Source organism: Sorangium sp. So ce327 (assembly GCF_051530205.1).
GTDB classification, from domain to species: Bacteria; Myxococcota_A; Polyangia; order Polyangiales; family Polyangiaceae; genus Sorangium; species Sorangium cellulosum_B.
Genome location: NZ_CP150330.1, coordinates 3,262,879 through 3,280,790 on the forward strand (window position 1 = coordinate 3,262,879; position 17,912 = coordinate 3,280,790).

Sequence of the window (17,912 nt, forward strand, 5' to 3'; positions counted from 1 at the left end):
CGCCCGCTAGGGCTCTTCGCCTGGGCGCGCCCGCCATGGCCGTCGTTCGGGCTGCGCGGTCGGGGGAGCTGTCGTGATGCCGTACCGGAGCTGCGCCTGGAGCATACCGCGGAGCCGCTTGATCTGGAAGCTTCGCGCCACCGCGCGCACCTGCCCGCTCCACGCTCCGAGCTGCGGGTCGGCCTCCTCGAGCCGATCGAGCTCGTTCAGCACCTGGGTGACGAGCCCTCTGTCGGCCAGCTCGACGAGCCGAGCCAGCTCCTGGGCCGGTGGGGCGGGGAGCGCGCAGAGCTCCGCATCGGCCATGGCGGGCGTGAGCACGGCCGCGCCCTGCCCCGCTCGGCGCCGCCACTCGAGCTGGAGCGTGCCTCGGAGCAGCTCCAGAAACGCGCCGGCCTGTACCGGCTTGGACAGAAAGTCGTCACATCCCGCGCTCAGGCTCTTGTGCCGCTCGACCTCCGAAATGCTGGCAGACGAGGCGATGATCGCCGTTCGGGCGAGCTCGGGCCTTTGCCGCAAGCGCCGTGTCGCCTCGTATCCGTCCATGCCCGGCATGGCCAGGTCCATCACGATGACGTCCGGCGTCCGGTCGAGGGCCAGCGCGAGCGCGCGCTCGCCGCCGTCGGCCTCCAGCAGCTCGAAGCCGAGCGGCTCCAGCAAGTCGCGCAGCAGCGCGCGGTTCTCGGCGTTGTCGTCCACCACGAGGATCGTGCGGCGCTCGCCCTCGTACCCGGTGATCGCCTCCCACGACAGCCCCGCGCGCCCCTCGGGCGCGGTCGCCTCGAGCAGCCGGAGCGTCGCCGTGAAGACCGTGCCTCGGCCGGGCTGGCTGTCGACCTCGATGCTGCCGCCCAGTCGCTCGATGAGCTTCTTCGTGATCGCCAGCCCCAGCCCTGTGCCCTCGGCGCGCCGCTCCTCGTCGCCGACCTGCTCGAAGGCCTCGAAGATGCGCCCGAGGTGCTCGGGGGCGATGCCGGGGCCGGTGTCCTCGATCTGGAAGCGCACCGTGCGCCATCGGTCCTCCGGCGGCTCCAGCACCTCGACGCGCAATGTCACCCCGCCCTGCTCGGTGAACTTGATGGCATTGCCCAGCAGGTTGAGCAGCACCTGCGTCAGCCGCTTCTCGTCGGCGCGCACCCCCAGCCGCTCGGGGCCGACACGCTCGTAAGCGAACGAGAGACCCTTCTCCACGGCGCGCACCCGGCAGAGGTTGGCCACGGTCCGGACGAGCGTGGGCAGGTCCACCGCGGTCGGGCGCACGTCCATCTTGCCGGCCTCGATCTTGGCCAGATCGAGCACGTCATTGATGAGGCCGAGCAGGTGCGTGCCGGCGGTGTGGATGACGCGGGCCGCGTCGGCGGCTTTGGGGGGCAGGTCGGGCAGCCGGCCGAGCACCTGCGCATAGCCGAGGACGCTGTTGAGCGGCGTGCGCAGCTCGTGGCTCATGCTGGACAGGAACTCGCTCTTGGCGCGGCTGGCGAGGTCTGCCGCCTGCTTCGCGGCTTCCAGCTCGGCGGTGCGCTGCTCCACCTCGCGCGCCAGCCGCTCGCTGTAGGCCGAGAGCTCGGTAGAGAACGTGGCGTTCTCCACCGCCGTCGCCGCCAGCGCGCCGAGGAGCGTCACCAGCTCGACGCGGGCCTGGGGGAAGGCGTCCTCCACGCTCGGGTGCTCCAGGTACATCACCCCGGAGAGGCGCCCCTGGTGCACGAGCGGCACGGCGAGCACCGAGCCGGGCCGGCGGGCGAGCAGGTAAGGGTCCTCGTCGAAGCGGCTGTCGCACGCGGCCTGCCCGAGCACCACCGGCTCCTTGCCGCGCGCGACGTACTGCACGAGCGTCGCCGGCAGCCGCGTCGAGCCGGCGACGGGCTCGTCGAGCGCCAGCTCGACCTGCTGGGGATTGACGGTGAGCAGCGCCGCGATGACGAGCTCGCCGCCCCGCGTGAGGGCGAGCACGGCGCGCTCGGCGCCGGAGTACTCGGCGAGCAGGCGGAGCATGTGGCTGACGAGCGAGCCGAGGTTGCGGTCGCCGGAGAGCGCCTGCGCGGCGCGCAGCGCCGAGGCGATCTCCAGGTACGCGTGGAGCGTGCGGTCGGTGATGGTCGTGCTCGTCGGCACGGGCGCCCCGTCCGGCGGCTCGTCCCCCGCGAGCGCCGGGTGGCCCGAGGCCGCGATGCTGTCCGGGTAGCGCTGGGCGAGCCGCGCGGCCGCCGCGCGCGCCCCCCAGCGCAGGTAGGCGTCGTGCGCGGCCGAGAGATAGGCGCGGGCCAGGGCGCGGTGCCCGCGGGCGAGGCGGTGCTCGCCGGCCAGGCGCAGGCCGAGCGCCTCCGTGTTGACCCGATCCTGGTCGCGGGCCTGCTCGATGGCCTGGTCGTACAGCCGCCCGGCCTCCTCGTGCTCTTCCCGGGCGCGAGCGCGGCCCGCCTCCATCAGCAGGCGCACGGCCTCGAAGCTCTCGGGGCAGCCCTGGGCCCAGAGGGCGAGGCGCGCGCCGTGAAAGGCCAGCCGATCCTCGAGCAGCGCGCGCCGCTCGGCGCTGGCGGTGGGGAGGGCGTGCGCTCCGGCGACGCAGAGCGCGAACGTCAGGGCGATGAGCATGGGAGTGCCCCACGAGACCTGCCACTCCGGCTCGACGACGAGGACCGCCTCGACCGCCCACGCGTCAGCGCCGAAATGGACCCCGGTCCACCCCGCGATGGCCATCGAGGCGGTCAGGAGCGCCATCGATTTCGCGTCCCGCGCGGGTCGCGCGATCTCCTCGAGCGCCTGCTCCAAGGCGCGCGCGGCCTGGGCCTGCGTGAGCGTGCCGACCGAGCGGGCAAGGACGTTCCGGAAGTCCATGGCCATCGGGTCGCGGTAGGCCATGCGGTCGAGGTCGCGCGTGACGCGATCGAGGTCATCTCCGGCGATCAGCTCGAACATCGCCCCCTGGATCTCGCTGAAGGCCTCGGCGACGAGGTCGCGCTCCTCGGCGGCGGTGCGCGCCGCGCGCGCGTACAGCTCCCTCATCTCCGGAGGCGGCGTCCAGTACATGGCGGCCACCGTGGCGTTGAAGCGCGCCGTGGCGCGCGCGACGTCGTACCGATCGACGAGCGCGAGCATGGGCTCGCTCAGCCGGCGCCCCAAAGGCAGCTTCCCCAGGAGGTAGGCCAGGAGCAACGCCGTGCACACGCAGCCCGCGAACGAGCTCTTCGTCAGCCCGTACCGCAGCGTCTCCAGCGCGAGCATCGGCGAGCAGCACCGGCTCAGCGAGGGCATCCAGAAGGCGGCGCAGGGCCCCAGCACCTCCAGGATCCTGCACCGCAGCGCGTGGGCGCGGTCGGTGCTCATCGGCAGCGCCTTCCAGTCCTCGACGGTCATGCGCTGCAGGGCGGGCTCGATCTCGGTGATGAGCGCGTCGAACAGCGCCTGATGCTCCTCCGGGGTCCTCGGCAGCGGCCGCCCGAGCCACGCCATCGCCGAGAGGCCGAGCTCGATGCCCTGCGCGAAGCGGCCGGTGACATGGAGAAACACGATCAGGACGCTGGCCACGCGCGCGCGCTCGAGCGCGTCCCGCGATCGCTCCAGGCAGCGCTGAAAGAGCCGCTCCGCTTCGTCGACCCGCTCCGCGAGCCAGAGCGCCTCGGCCATGGCCAGGTGCACCTCGAAGGTCGTCTCCGGGGCCTCCGTCCACCCCTCCTCGCCCAGCTGCGACGCGGCTGTCCCGAGGAACGCCACGGCCTGCGCGTGGGCCGCGCTGGCCTTGGCCCGCTGCCCCGCGCGCAGGTTCTGCTCCGAAAGATCGCGCTTCTCCTGGGCGTCCGTCAGCCGCTCGGCGGCCCGGTTGCGGTGGTAGAGCGTCGCGAACAGCTCCCCATCGGCGCACGCGACGCCGTACCGAGCCCGCAGCGCTCGGCCGATCCACAGGTGCAGCGACAGCCGCTGCTCTGCCGTGAGCGCCTCGTAGGCGGCCTGCTGGACCCGGTCGTGCACGAAGGCGTAGGCCTCGTGCCCCCGATCGGCCTCGTGCACCAGGAGCCCCTCGCGCGCCGCCTCCGCCAGGAGGGCGCTGACCGCCTCCGCCTCTTGCCCCAAAAGGTGCGCCAGGAGCTCCGCGTCGAACCGGTCGCCGGCGCACGCCGCCGTCTGCAGCGCCCGCTGCAGCTCGGGCGACAGCCGCTCCAGCCTGCGGGTCAGCAGCGCGACGACGTTGTCCGTGATCCCCGCCCGCTCGATCGCCTCTCGCTGCCAGTGCCACCGCCCCGTCTCCGCGTCGCGCGAGAGCAGCTTCCGCTCGTGCAAGAGCTGCAGAGACTGCCCGACGAAGAACGGGCTGCCGTCCGTCTTGTCCTTGACCAGCCGCGAGAGCTCCTCCACCTCGGCCTCGGGCCGATCGAGCATGTCCGCCACCATCGCCGCGACCGCTTCCGCGCCGAGCGGCGAAAGCGCGATCCGTCCGGTCACGGCGCCCGGGGCCGCGGAGGCCGAGAGCAGCGCCTTCAACGGGTGCTCCGGGCTCACCGCCTCGTCCCGGTAGGCCCCCACCACGAGCAGGTGCTGGCCCGCGGGCTCCTTCAGCAGCTCGCTGAGGAGCGCCAGCGACGCATCATCCGCCCACTGCAGGTCATCGATGAACAGCGCCAGCGGGTGCTCGGCCGTGGCCAGCGTCCGCACGAAGCGCAGCACCGTCGTCTGGAAGCGGAGCTTGGCCTCCATCGGCCCGAGCTCGACCAGCGGCTTCGGCTCGCCCAGGATGTGCACGAGCTCGGGCATGAGCTCGACGAGGATCTGCCCGTTCGGCCCTGCGGCTTCCTGAAAGGCTTGCCTCCAGCGCTCCAGCACCTCGGCCGGGTCCGCCAGCCGCCGCCGCACCACCGACCGCAGCGCCTGCGCCAGCGCCGCGTACGGCGTGCTGCGCTGCAGCTGGTCGAACTTGCCGGCGGCGAAGATCCCCCGCCGCGCGCGCACCTGGCCCTGCAGCGCCTGCACGAGCGCCGACTTGCCCACGCCCGACGGCCCTGCCACCAGCGCCAGGACCGTCGCGCCGCCGCACGCCTGGTCGAACAGCGCCGCGAGCGCGGCGCTCTCGCGCTCCCGGCCGAACAGGCGCGAGGGGGCTCGGACCCGATCGTCCCAGTCGCGCTTCGCCAGCGGAAACGGCGCCACGGTCCCCGTCTCGACCCAGGCCCGCGCGGCCCGCTCCAGATCCCAGGCCGCGCCGCTCGCCGTCTGGTAGCGGTCCTCGGGCCTCTTGGCCATCAGCTTGAGCACGATCGCGCTCACGGCCTCGGGGATGCTCCGCTCCTGCGCCCGCTCGTGCGGGGGCACCGGCGCCCGGGCGATGTGCGCGTGGATCAGCTCCAGCGCGTCGGTCGCGTCGAAGGGCAGCGCGCCGGTCAGCAGCTGGTAGAGCGTGGCGCCCAGCGCGTACAGGTCCGCCCGGGCGTCCGGCGCTCGGTTCATTCGGCCCGTCTGCTCGGGCGCCATGTACGCCAGCGTTCCGGAGACCGCCTCCGGCGACCTCTGCGCGGCGAGCTGGGGCGTCCACCAGGTCGCGAGCCCGAAGCCGATCAAGCAGGCGCGCGTCCGCTCGGCGTCGACCAGGATGTTGTCCGGCTTGATGTCGCGGTGGAGGACGCCGCGCCGGTGCACCTCGCCCAGGCTGCGCGCAACCGCGGCGCCCAGGCGCAGCGCGCCCCCCACCGGCAGCGGGCCCTGGTCGAGCACGCGCGCCAGCGAGGCATCGACCCAGGGCTCCAGCACGGGGACCGGCTTCGCGAGCGAGCGCGGAATCGGCGGCTCGCCGCAGGGAGCTTTCGGCATCGCTGGCGCGCCGCTCTTGGACTCGGCCGCTCGCGCGACGCACGTATCCGTGTGCAGGACCTCCCCCGTAACGTAGTCCATGTCGAATTCTCGACGACGCGAGGGCGCTTGTCACTCGTTATCGTGAATGAGCTCGATCGCACGCGCTGGTGTCGAGGGTCTGGTCGGGAATGGCCGCGCCGCACAAGAGAGTTGTGCCGGCCAGCGAGTCCATCAGCAGGGGGGGTGAAGGAAATCCCCCACCCTGCCGGGATGATGAGCCGCCAGGCGCGCCAAGGACGCCGGGCGCTCCGAGAGGGCTCAGGCCGTCTCGAGGAACTTGCGCACCTGGGACTCGATCGCGCTGCCGGGCACGATGAAGGGCTTGTCCGTGATATCCACGGAGAAGCTCTGAGCCGAGACGGCATACGTCCCCTTCACCGTCCCCGCCGGCGTCGGCACCGAGAAGTCGCCCTTGCCCTCGTTGCCCGTGAACTTGCCGCCGGCCTTCTCGATCGCCGTCTTGGCCTTCGCGACGATGTCTTGAGAGGATCCGCTGAAGGGGACTGAGAAGCTGTGCTTTGCCATGTCGTCTCCTGGGGTGCTCGATCGCCATCCTGGTACGGCGCGAGTGCGGCGGAGGTTAGTGCGGCCTCGCCACGGGTACCAGCGCGAACTTGCTGGGCCTTCCGCGCGCAGCAGATCGCGCGGGATCGCTGCGCGCCGCAGGGCCGCGCGGGATGGCGGGTGATGGCAGGCCGCGCGCCGCCGGCTGGCGAAGGTCGACGGGACGGCCGCCGCGACGCCTCGAACCCGCGCGTCGGGAAGGATTGCGCTTGACAAGACGGGCGGAATCGCCGCTTTCTATGCGCCGATTGCTCCCAGTCGTGAACCGAGGACTTATGAAGGACCTTTTTCTCAAGCAGTCGATCCTCCGCCGAGCGGGGCGGGTGTCCGCGCTCGCGCTCGCGCTCGGGCTGAGCGCTGGATGCGTGGTCACGCAGGGCCCCGGCGCGGGGGCCGCCCCTCCTGGCGGCGCGGGCCCCGGCGCGGGCGGTGACGCGAGCGCCGCGGGCGGCTCCACGCCCGCGCAGACCAACCTGCTCAAGGCATCCAACTTCGACGACAACAAGAGCCTGCCCTGGACCACCTCGTTCACCGCGCCAGGCGCGGGCAGCGCCGAGGTGAAGAAGGGGGCCTATTGCGTCACGGTGACGAACAAGGGGTCAAACAACTGGGACGCCCAGTTCCGCCACCGGGAGATGGTGATCCAGAAGGGGCACAGCTACACCCTCGAGTACAAGGCCTGGGCGTCCTCGCCCACGAAGGCGCGGCCGAAGGTCGGCATGTCGGGGCCGCCTTACGAGGAGTACTGGTCGGACACCGTGATCCTCGGGACCGAGCCGAAGACCTTCTCCGGCAAGTTCACGATGGGGAAGGCCGATGACGCCACGGCGGAGCTCGCGTTCCACATCGGCGGCGCCATGGCGTCGGCCAAGGAGCCGTTCGAGGTCTGCATCGACGACATCCGCCTGGACGACCCCCAGTTCAAGGCCGCCGCGCCCGTGGCCGAGGCGGCGGCGCCGAAGGTCGCCGTGAACCAGGTCGGGTATCTGCCCGGCGCCATCAAGATCGCCACCGTGAACAGCGCGGCGACCGCGCCGGTCGCGTGGGAGCTGCTCGACGCCTCCGGCAAGTCGGTCGCCCACGGCCAGACCAAGGTCTTCGGAAAGGACGGCGCCTCCGGCGATCACGTCCACCTCGTCGACTTCACGGCCGTCAAGGCGCCTGGCCAGGGCTACGTGCTCAAGGTGGGTGAGGACAAGAGCTTTCCATTCGACATCGGAACTGGCCTTTACCAGAAGCTCAAGTACGACGCGCTCGCGTACTTCTACCACAACCGGAGCGGCATCGAGATCAAGATGCCGTTCGCCGGCAAGCCCGAGCTGGCGCGCCCGGCGGGGCACCTCCACGACAAGAGCACGCCCTGCCTGAAGGACAGCGGCTGCGACTATTCGCTCGACGCGTCCCGCGGCTGGTACGACGCCGGCGACCACGGCAAGTACGTCGTCAACGGCGGCATCTCGGTGTGGACGCTGCTCAACTGGTACGAGCGCACGAAGCACATCGGCGCCTCGAGCGCCGACTTCGCGGACGGCAAGCTCAACATCCCCGAGGGCAAGAACGGTGTGCCCGACATCCTCGACGAGGCGCGCTGGGAGCTCGAGTTCCTGCTGGGCATGCAGGTGCCGGAAGGCAAGCCGCTCGCCGGCATGGTCCACCACAAGATGCACGACGAGTCGTGGACGGGCCTCGGCCTCGCGCCGCACGAGGACAAGCAGGCGCGCTTCCTCCACAAGCCGAGCACCGCGGCGACGCTCAACGTCGCGGCCACGGGGGCGCAGTGCGCGCGCATCTGGAAGACGGTGGACGCGGCGTTCTCGGCCAAGTGCCTGAAGGCCGCCGAGCGCGCCTGGGCGGCGGCGAAGCAGAACCCGGCCCTCTACGCGCCGCCCGGCGGCGACAAGGGCGGCGGGCCCTACGACGACAAGGACGCCAAGGACGAGTTCTACTGGGCCGCGGCGGAGCTCTTCGTCACGACGGGGAAGCCGGAATATAAGCAGTTCCTGCAGGCCTCGCCGCTCAACGCGCGGTTCCCGATGGAGATCTACTGGGGGGTCACGGACGGGCTCGGCCAGATCTCGATGGCGATCGTGCCCGGCCACGTGGACGCGGCGTGGCAGCAGCAGATCCGCGGCCGCATCGCGAAGGCGGCCGACCAGTACCTCGCCATCGCGGACAAGGAGGGGTACCGGACGCTCGTCGCTCGGACGCCTGAAGGCAAGTACGACTGGGGCTCGAACTCGGCCGTGCTGAACAACATGCTCGTGGTGGCGCTCGCCCACGACTTCACCAAGCAGCCGAAGTACCTCGACGGCGTGGTGCTGGGCATGGACTACATCCTCGGGCGCAACCCGCTCGGGCAGTCGTACGTGACCGGCTACGGCGACAAGCCGCTCGAGAACCCGCACCACCGGTTCTGGGCGCACCAGGCGAACAGCAAGTACCCGAAGGCGCCGCCCGGCGCGGTCTCCGGCGGCCCGAACTCCTCGCTCCAGGATCCTTACGTCCAGAGCGCCGGCCTCAAGGGGTGCGTCGCGCAGCGGTGCTTCGTGGACAACATCGAGGCCTGGAGCGTGAACGAGATCACGATCAACTGGAACGCGCCGCTCGCGTGGGTGACCGGCTTCCTCGACGAGAAGGCGAAGCCGTAGCCACGTTGGCCTGAGGGCTCCCGCCGGCCACGGTGCGGCCGCCGGCGCGCCGGTGGTACCATCCGCCTCGTCCTCGTGGAGCTCCGACCCGACGCCGTCATCGCGGACAAGCTGCACCTGCTGAGGCCTCTCGGGCAGGGCGGGATGGGCGTCGTGTGGGCGGCGCGGCACCTCGCCCTCGACACCGACGTCGCGGTGAAGTTCATCCGCCCCGAGCGGGCGGCGGAGCGTCCTGCCCTCGTCGCGCGCTTCCAGCGCGAGGCGAGGGCCACGGCGCGGATCGCGCACCCGCACGTGGTGCAGGTCATGGACTACGGCGTCGTCGACGGCGCCGTGCCGTACCTCGTGATGGAGCTCCTGCGCGGCTTCTCGCTGGCCGAGCTCCTCGAGCGCGGCGGCCGCCTCAGCTTCGCCACCGCGAGGTCGCTCGCGCGGCAGGTGGGGAGCGCGCTCGAGAGCGCCCACGAGCTCGGCATCGTGCACCGCGACATCAAGCCCCACAACGTCTTCATCACGGAGGGGGGCCAGGGATACCCGCTCTTCGTCAAGGTGCTCGACTTCGGCGTCGCGAAGGTGGCGGGCGACGCGGCGGCGCCGGCGGCGAACCCCGCGCTCACCGAGACCGGGATGGTGATCGGATCGGCCCCGTACATGAGCCCCGAGCAGCTCGAGGGGAGCAAGGACGTCGATCTCCGCTCCGATCTCTGGTCGCTCGGCGTCATCCTCTACGAGGCGCTGACCGGCGCGCAGCCGTTCCAGGGCAGCTCGTTCGTCTCCGTCGGCGCGGCGGTCCTGAAGGGGAGATTCCGCCCCGCAAGCGAGCAGAGGCCGGGCCTGCCGGCGTCGATCGACGACTGGTTCTCCAAGGCGCTCTCCGTCGATCCGACCTGCCGATTCCAGTCGGCGCGCGAGATGGTCGATGCGTTTCCGAGCCTGGAGGTCCGGACGGCGGAGGTCGACGCGCCCGCGGGCCGCCATCACCCGGCCGCGTTCGCCACGACCGTGGCCGCGCCGGTCGCTCTTCTGGGCGCGCCCCACGGCGCCGACGAGCTCGCGAGAGAGCCTGTCACCTCGGGCACGCTCGCGAGCTCAGGCGCGCTCGCGGGCGACCCTGTGACGGCGGCCCCTGTCCCTGACACCGCGGCTGGCCACACCGTGCTCCACCAGCGCGCGCGCGAGCCGCCCCCGCGGCCCGCGGCGCGGGGCCGCGGAGGCGGCGAGCGCGCGCGCGAGAGGCGCCTCCGCCGCGCCGCGCCGCTCGCCGCCGCCGCGTGCGCCGCGTGCGCGGGGGGGTACCTCTTCCTGCGCGAGCCGTCGGCCGGATCGGGCGGCTGCCCGGCCGGCATGGTGCTCGTCGAAGGCACCGAGTTCCAGATGGGCTCCGACGCGGACGCGGAGACGCCCAGCGACGAGACGCCGCGACATGGCGTGACCGTGGGTCGGTTCTGCCTCGACGTCACCGAGGTGACGGTGAAGGCCTACTCGGACTGCGAGGCCTGCGCTCGCCCGCAGAAGACCGTCGAGTCGGAGGGGCTGACGCCCAGCGGCCGCTCCTTCTGGAGCCAGTTCTGCAACGGCCCCGAGGCGCTGGACCACCCCATCAACTGCGTCGACTGGTACCAGGCGAAGGCGTATTGCGCCGCCTCCGGCAAGCGGCTGCCCACCGAGGCGGAGTGGGAGCTCGCGGCGCGCGGCGAGGACGCCCGGACCTACCCCTGGGGCCACGCGCCGCCCTCGGGCGAGCGCCTCAACGCCTGCGGGCCCGAGTGCAGCCGGATGCTGACGGAGCGGCTGGAGAAGGTAGGGAAGGGGCCGTGGCCTCGCATGTACAACGACGGCGACGCGGCCCCGGCGACCGCCCCCGTCGGACGATCGCCGGCCGGGAGATCGCCCGCCGGCGCCCTGGACCTGGCCGGCAACGTCTGGGAGTGGACCGAGAGCCATTATTGCCCTTACGACAGGGACGATTGCGACGACTCCCGCCGTGTGCTCCGCGGCGGCGGGTGGGATACGGTCGAGAGCCAGTATGTGCGCTCCGCGCACCGCCGCCCGAGCGCTTCGACGGCGCGCGGCTGGAGCATCGGCTTCCGCTGCGCCAAGGACCCCTAGAGCGGCGGTCACCCGCTTCGGATACGGGCCCATCTCGACGTTTTCGGTGCTCAGCGCACCGGAGTGCGCTTCCGCGCCGAAAACGCCGATCTGGACCCGTCTCCTGTGCGGGTGACCGCCGCTCTGCGACGCTCGTACTGGGCTCGGCTGAAAAGCGCTCTAGAAGATCGGGAGTTCGCTGTCGGTCGAGGCGGGCACGATGCGCCGTGAGTCCCAGTGCTCGACGATGGCGCCGTCGTCGACGCGGAACAGGTCATATATACCGTAGGCGCCTCCGCCGCGCGACACTTCGGAGAGGGTGAATACGAAGTTTCCATCGGCGACGACGTGATGCACCTTGTAGTAGGTGAGGTAGTCCCTCTCCACGTACTCGATGAGCGCGGCGGGGCCGGTCGCCGTGGCATAGCGGTGCTCGACGTAGCTCGCGTCAAGGAACTCGGAGACGCGCGCGTGCTCCCCGTCGACGAGCACGGCGTCGATGAAGCTCAGCGCGAGCTCTCTGTTCTGCGCCGTGAGCGCCTCGTCCTCGATCTCCGTCGGGCCGGCGGCATCCGAAGCCTCGGCCGTGTTGGAGTCCCAGTGCTCCACGATCTTATCGTCTTTGACACGGTACATGTCGAAGATCACGCCGGCGTCCGAGTAGCGGCCATGCACGACCACCAGGTCGCACTCGGCCAGCGTGCGCAGGCGCTCGTAGCCGAACCCCAGCGACGCGACTTCATAGCTCATCAGGGTCCTGAACGCCGCGAGGTCGCTCGGCGCCCCCGGATGGTGCCGGAGGTACGGGTCGGCCCAGTAGCGATCGACCGCCGTGACATCCTTGTCGACGAGCAGCTCGTCGAGGGCCTGCCCGACGAGGGCCTTGTTCGCGCGCGCGAGCTCCGGATCACAGCCGCTTCCCCCCGCACCGCCCCCACCGACGCCGGCTGGGCTGCCGCCGCCCGCGCCGCCGCTCCCCGCCATCATCGTGTCACTGGCGGCGCCGCCGCGTCCGTCCGGAGGGTCGTCCCGCTCCCCGGAGCACGCCACGAAGAAGCAGATTGCTGCCAGTCCGAGCCAAGGAGCGAAATGCATTGATACCGCGTATCGCATCGCGCGCCGGGAGGCAATCCGCGGCGCGCGGACCTCGAATCGATCTCGCCCTCGCCGCGCCAGCCCACGGGCGGCCTCCGCGGCGCGTCGCGCGCTGTTTTGCTGCGCCCTCGCTCGCCTGTGGGCCAGAGGCGGCAGCGCGACCGCCAATGCATCGATCCGCCCCCGCCGCACTGCCGCCTGCGCCGTCCTCCCCGCCGCATCCGGCGGGGCTCCCGGTCTGAAGTGTTACCAGGGCTCCGCTCGTCCCCATGGGGGCACGCTCGCTCCGTGACATGTCACGCTCGCTCCGTGACATGTCACGCTCGCCCCGTGACATGTCACGCTCGATCCGTGACATATCACGCCTCCTCCTCCCGTCTTCATCTCTCGTCCGGCGTGCGCGTGCGCACGTGCCCTCGCGTCCGCGGCGTCGTCGAAGCACGAGCCACGCTCGCGCGCCCTCGTTGAGCGATCGCCACCCCGCGTCCCGAGCTCACCCACCAGGAATGGAACTTGCTCTGGGCCTCGCTGCGCTCGCAACTCCGCGAGCGCGTTGTCCGCTGCGCAGCCCGGCACGTCGATCGCGATTGCGGCCGGGCGCGGCGCTTCTTTCAGTCCCGTGTTGAGACGCAGGAGAAGAGCATGATTTCTCGACGAAAACTGTTGACGGGCGCCGGCGCGCTCGCCGCCGCAGCGGCGTTGCCCGGCCGGCCCGCCTGGGCAGATGGCCCGGTGGGGGAGTCCTGGGCCCCGTATCCGAGCGTGGCCACGTGGGGTGGGCCGAAGAAGATCCTCGAGATCTTCCTCTACGGGGGGCTCTCCGCGTGGGAGTCGTTCCATGTCGATCTGCGAGATACCCTGTTCAAAGCCAACCTGCTCAGCGCATTCAATTCGACGGCGCTGCTGACGCACTGCGGAAGTACCCAAACTGGAGCGACCGTGCAGACGCTCGGGGGGATGAAATGGAGCGTCGCGACGTCCCCCCTGTGGAGCCGGCCCGACCTCCTGGCCCGTACGCGCGTCGTCACGATGACGCACGAGTTCAACGCGCATCCTGTGGCGATCCCGCTCGCGCTCACGGGACGTCGTCTGGGCGATGGGCGCGCGGCGAGCCTCGGCGCCGCGATCAAGCGCCGCTACCCGGAACAGCACACGTCCTACGTCCTGATGCCCGATAACGGGCGCTTCTTCCCCGGAGACGACGACGCGTTCTCCGCGTGGCTCTCGGTCGGCGGGCACGGCTCCGCGGCGCGGCCCGTGCTCGTCCCCATGAGCTCCGGCGTGAGCGAGATGGCCGACTGGGCCTCGCGGACCGGCGTCAACGCGGGAGCCGATGCGCTGACGAGCTACTACGCCGACCTCTATGAGACCAACCTCGACGGATCTCGATCTCGCGGGTACGACGCTTACAGGGCCGCGCTCGACAGCCTGCCCGGGAGCCCGAGCCTCACGGGCGTATTCAACTCGAGCCTCCGCGGCGAGGGCGCGTCGCTCGCGCATTGCTCGACGAACGTGAGCTCCGCTGGAACGCCGCGCAACACCACGGCGGCATGCCTCGATATGGCGGCCTGGCTCTTCAACACGAAGGGCACGCGTTACGTGGGCATGGTCGATGTCGGCATCGGAACTGACACCGCTGCGGCGTACGACGGCCACGGGCATACCGCCGGCGTGACGTTCGGCAACCTGTTTCTTCTCCTCAAGGAGCTGTCTCGGGTGACGAGCACGGCCACGCCGGCGGCAAGCCGCGTCAGCATCGACGACACGCTGATCATCCTCAACACGGAGTTCGGCCGCACCCCGGACCCGCAAGGAACCACTGGCCGCAACCACTACGGTCGAGGCTACGTGGTCGTGCTCATCGGTGGTCCCATCCAGCCCACGGCCTCGGGGGAGCCGAAGCTGATCGGCTCCATCGACTGGACGGCGGGTTCTCCGGCCGGCAGGTATACGCCGGCCAACCTCGCGTGCGTGGCGCTGACCGCGGCCGGTATCGATCCGCACGTCACGGACAACTTTGCGTTCCAAGAGCTGCCGCCGGGGATGCCGTCGTCGTACGAGCAGCCGTTCTTCCAGGCGTGAGAGGAGATCGTATGAAATTCAAGAGGTTGGAGTCGGTGCGGGGAGCGCTCGCCGTGCTGCTCGCCGGTGGTTTGCTGGCGGGCTGCAGCACGACCGAGCCGCAGCCGCAAGAAGCCCCTCCCGGCGTGAGCCAAGCGGCGCTCGCGCCGGAGCCTACGTCTCCTGGTGGAGTGGACGCGGGCAACGCGGCCTGGGTCGAGCAGGTCGTACCGGCGCTGCTCGGCAGGCCTGTGCGCAGCTTCGGCGAGCTCAAGTTCCTCACCGTCATGACCGCGCGCGTCGGCCGCGCCCGCATGGCCGAGGCGCTCATGGAGCATCCGGCCTTCGTCGATCGCTGGACCGGCGTGCTGCTCGACCGCATGCGCGTGGATCGGGAGGGAGCGCGCAGCCAGTCGGACTGCTTCTCCCAGCCGCTGCTGTCGAGCGATAACGACAAGATCAGGGCGGCGAAGGTCGTCCTCTACACGCGGCGCCTCGGGAACGCCACCTCCCTGTCGGATGCCGTGGACGAGCCTCCTGTTCCGGCGTCCCCGGGCACGTACAACATGGCCGATGTCGTGCGCGGGTCGCTCCTCATGGACAACGTCTTTCCGGCCTACCGCGGGTTCGTCTTCGCGCTGGTACGCCAGTATGGAACCGATGATGCAGAGACGTACGTCAAGCAGCGCCAGATCGCGGAGCATTTCACGCAGGTCTATGCGAACAAATCGATGGAGTGCCTGCAGTGCCATCGCACGCACTTCAGCTCGGTGTCGTCGTCGTCGGCGTCCTATTTCACTCCCGGTTCCGACTGGGCGATGGGGCAGGAGGGGCGCGTCTTCTCGGGCCTCTCGGCATGGGCGACCGCCGGTTCGTTCCAGACGCCGACGGACGCCGACTGGGTAGGTTCCTTCCGTCGGTCCCAGGGGACGAACGTCCCCTTCGCCGGCTGGGACGGGGCGAGCTGCGGCAGCTTCTCGAACGACACGTCGACCCAGACACCGAGCGGGACCGGCCTCCTGCTCCCTGACGCGAGCAGCACGACGGTGTGGGCGCTCGATGATCGGCTGAAGGAGGGGTTCCTCGCGCTTCGTAAATCGTACGACTCCGGTGATCTCGACACGGGGGCGAACCATGCGAATCAAGGCCGGACGCTCGGCGCTTTCTGGCTCGCGGCCGCCTTCGCCAACGACGTCTGGAGGGAGTTCTTCGGCGCTCCGCTGACCATCCCGAACTTCACCTCCCGCACTACGGACGAGCACAAACTGCTCTGGAACCTCGCCGAGAACCACGTCGCCGGGCGGGGCTGGTCGCTCAAGGGGTTGCTCACCGAGATCGTCACGTCGCCCTACTTCAACCGCTTGCCTGAATCCTCGGGGACGATGCCCAAGGTCTTCGAGCCGTTCATCGATACGCCGGCCCAGGACTACGTGGGCGACGCCGTTCATCGACGCTCCGCGGATCTGCTCTTTCGGATGAAGGCGTCGGCGCTCCAGTGGAAGGTCGGCGGCAAGCTCTGGGTCACTCACTTCCCCCAATCGACCACGTACCCGACGCCCTCCCAGGCAGAGGCGATGGGCCTTCATCTCTCGCGCCTGAGCACGGCGAACCCGACGTCATCGCAACACTCCATGCTCGGGTGGGAGGCCTCCGCGGGCCGCTGCGATCGACCGGCGGCGATCTCGCGCGACTGGATCGACGCGCTCACCGACCGCGCCATGACCGGAGGGGTCACCGTGCGCGGCGCCGTCGAGGCGCTGCGCTTCCGCCTCCTCGGGCGCGGCCTCTCGGCCGGTTCCGGCGAGGCGACGGCCCTCAGCACGTTCCTCGGGAAATCGATGACCGCGACGTTTGCGAGCGCGTACACCACGGCGGCGCTGGGGAATGCCGCCCTGAGAGATCTCTGCGAGGTGTTCGTCAAGACGCCGCAGTTCATGCTGGAGGGCGTCCCCCACGGCGTCGGGGTCTCCGAGACCGACTTCGATTCGCCCCCGCAGCTCCAGGTGGGAGACATGCAGAACGACGGCACGCTCGCCGATGACACGCCCTCCGATGCCTGCGAGAGCTGGGTCGATCCGCAGACGGCGTTCGATGGCATCTCGGTCAACTGCGCGGACGAGTCGTTCCCTCAGAACATCGACTGGTCGAAGATCTGCCCCTCCGGGGGGTGCGTCTACCGAGAAGCGGTCCTGCCCGATCTGCCGCGGCCGTGGCCCTGCCTCAGCTGCTCGTTCGACTCGGACTGGTTCACGACGCTCCCGCCGCCGGTGGATCCGCGTGTGGTGACTGACCTGCCGATGCCGATGACGCCGGCGCGCGGCGGCGTCTTCCTGGCCTGGGCCGAGGGGGCGACCATCGTGCAAGTGAGCGGACAGGCGCGGTTCGTCTACGCGCAGGGGCAGAGCACGCCGGCTGCGCCGGGCATGGTGCTCCAGCTCGGCGACAGCCTGGAGCTGTGGGCAGGAGATAAATTCAAGGTCGTGGCGCCCAACGGGCAGGTATTCGAGAACCCCACGGGAGGCATGCCCGCCAATCAGAGCGCGCAGACCTATCTGTTCATGGCCACCGGCCCGAACGGCCTGCCCGATCCCACGGAGATGACGCCGACGACCGTCGACATGAACACGGCGAGCACCATCAAGGAGGCGATGCGCCAGGCGGCGCGCAACGAGGAGGCGGGGTCCGTCTCGTTGTTCCACGACGTGACGTCCACGACGGGTAGCATGAGCCACATCGACCATCCGGCGCTCAACGGGAAGCCGAATCTCATCCTCCTCGTGGCACCCGTCGCCGGCACCGTCAGCAACGACCACCACGTGGGCGTCTGGTACGACACACTGTTGCAGCGGTGGGCCGTCTACAACGAGGACCTCGCCGCGATGCCGCTGGGCGTGCGCTTCTCGGTCCGCGCGATGTCGCCCAGCGACAGCGTCTTCATCCATGAGGTCACGGTTGCCAACAAGCCCACGGGCTCGAGCTCGACCATCGATCATCCAGCGCTCAACGGGCGCTCGTCCATCGCCGTGCAGGTGAGCCGCCTCTGGAACCTGCCGGGATCACCGGGCCTTTACAACAACCATCCTGTGGGTGTCCGGTATGATACGAGCGTGCAGAAGTGGGTCGTCTACAACGAGGACCAGGGCACGCTTCCGCCCGGAGCGTTGTTCGCGGTCAAGCTGGGCGGCGACTTCAAGGTGACATCGAGCCCGGCGACACGGGTCGGTAACGCCCTCGTCATCGACGAGCCGAACATCAACGGTGTGCCCGACGCTCGCCTCTTCTTCACGCACAGCTTCAGCGGCACGGGCACCCTGCACACGAAGCGGAGCGCGCTGCGCTACGACACGACGCTCCAGAAGTGGACGATCATCAACCGCGACGGCACCACCGTCGCGAACAACCTGGTCTTCCACGTGCACCGCGGCTACTGACGGCCCTTCCCGTAGGTCCTTTCCGCGGCGAAGAGGGCCTGCTGCAGGGCACCTCCATGCGCCCTGCAGCAGGCCGAGTCGGTGCCGCTGCTGTGGGCCGACCACCTGAGGGCGCCCCGCCGGCACGCTCACGCCGGGCGAGCGCATGGGGCCGTTTCATAGCAACGCCATCGCTCCGATCCCG

7 protein-coding genes are annotated in these 17,912 nt (G+C 70.5%); 4 read left to right on the top strand and 3 right to left on the bottom strand.

Features of this window, described 5'->3' with window-relative positions:
* Positions 1–6: 6 nt before the first annotated feature.
* Positions 7–5,880: an AAA family ATPase gene (locus tag WME95_RS12495; protein WP_437908597.1), complete on the bottom strand. Its 5,874-nt coding sequence runs from the start codon at positions 5,878–5,880 to the stop codon at positions 7–9.
* A gap of 219 nt (positions 5,881–6,099) precedes the next feature.
* Positions 6,100–6,366: a hypothetical protein gene (locus WME95_RS12500; protein WP_437552019.1), complete on the bottom strand. Its 267-nt coding sequence runs from the start codon at positions 6,364–6,366 to the stop codon at positions 6,100–6,102.
* A 314-nt stretch (positions 6,367–6,680) separates the two neighbouring features.
* Here WME95_RS12500 and WME95_RS12505 point away from each other — a divergent pair, with 314 nt between their 5' ends.
* Complete coding sequence (locus WME95_RS12505) at positions 6,681–9,053, top strand: glycoside hydrolase family 9 protein (RefSeq protein WP_437908598.1); 2,373 nt, start codon at positions 6,681–6,683, stop codon at positions 9,051–9,053.
* Between the two features lie 75 nt (positions 9,054–9,128).
* Complete coding sequence (locus WME95_RS12510; protein WP_437908599.1) at positions 9,129–11,162, top strand: bifunctional serine/threonine-protein kinase/formylglycine-generating enzyme family protein; 2,034 nt, start codon at positions 9,129–9,131, stop codon at positions 11,160–11,162.
* A 159-nt stretch (positions 11,163–11,321) separates the two neighbouring features.
* Here the strand turns inward: WME95_RS12510 and WME95_RS12515 are convergent, their stop codons facing one another.
* Positions 11,322–12,236 carry a nuclear transport factor 2 family protein gene (locus WME95_RS12515; RefSeq protein WP_437908600.1) on the bottom strand — a complete coding sequence of 305 codons (915 nt, stop codon included), beginning with the start codon at positions 12,234–12,236 and terminating at the stop codon, positions 11,322–11,324.
* Between the two features lie 642 nt (positions 12,237–12,878).
* On the opposite strand from WME95_RS12515, the gene WME95_RS12520 reads away from it, so the two are divergent.
* Both WME95_RS12520 and WME95_RS12525 read left to right on the top strand, forming a co-directional pair.
* Positions 12,879–14,318 carry a DUF1501 domain-containing protein gene (locus WME95_RS12520; RefSeq protein ID WP_437908601.1) on the top strand — a complete coding sequence of 480 codons (1,440 nt, stop codon included), beginning with the start codon at positions 12,879–12,881 and terminating at the stop codon, positions 14,316–14,318.
* An 11-nt stretch (positions 14,319–14,329) separates the two neighbouring features.
* On the top strand, positions 14,330–17,728 hold the full coding sequence (locus WME95_RS12525; RefSeq protein ID WP_437908602.1) for a DUF7452 domain-containing protein: 3,399 nt from the start codon (positions 14,330–14,332) through the stop codon (positions 17,726–17,728).
* The last annotated feature ends 184 nt before the right edge of the window (positions 17,729–17,912 follow it).

What these genes read in the sequence shown, in the direction of transcription:
- WME95_RS12495 (WP_437908597.1), bottom strand. Translation starts at nt 5,880, where the DNA reads ATGGACTACGTTACGGGGGAGGTCCTGCACACGGATACGTGCGTCGCG.
- WME95_RS12500 (WP_437552019.1), bottom strand. Translation starts at nt 6,366, where the DNA reads ATGGCAAAGCACAGCTTCTCAGTCCCCTTCAGCGGATCCTCTCAAGAC.
- WME95_RS12505 (WP_437908598.1), top strand. Translation starts at nt 6,681, where the DNA reads ATGAAGGACCTTTTTCTCAAGCAGTCGATCCTCCGCCGAGCGGGGCGG.
- WME95_RS12515 (WP_437908600.1), bottom strand. Translation starts at nt 12,236, where the DNA reads ATGCATTTCGCTCCTTGGCTCGGACTGGCAGCAATCTGCTTCTTCGTG.
- WME95_RS12520 (WP_437908601.1), top strand. Translation starts at nt 12,879, where the DNA reads ATGATTTCTCGACGAAAACTGTTGACGGGCGCCGGCGCGCTCGCCGCC.
- WME95_RS12525 (WP_437908602.1), top strand. Translation starts at nt 14,330, where the DNA reads ATGAAATTCAAGAGGTTGGAGTCGGTGCGGGGAGCGCTCGCCGTGCTG.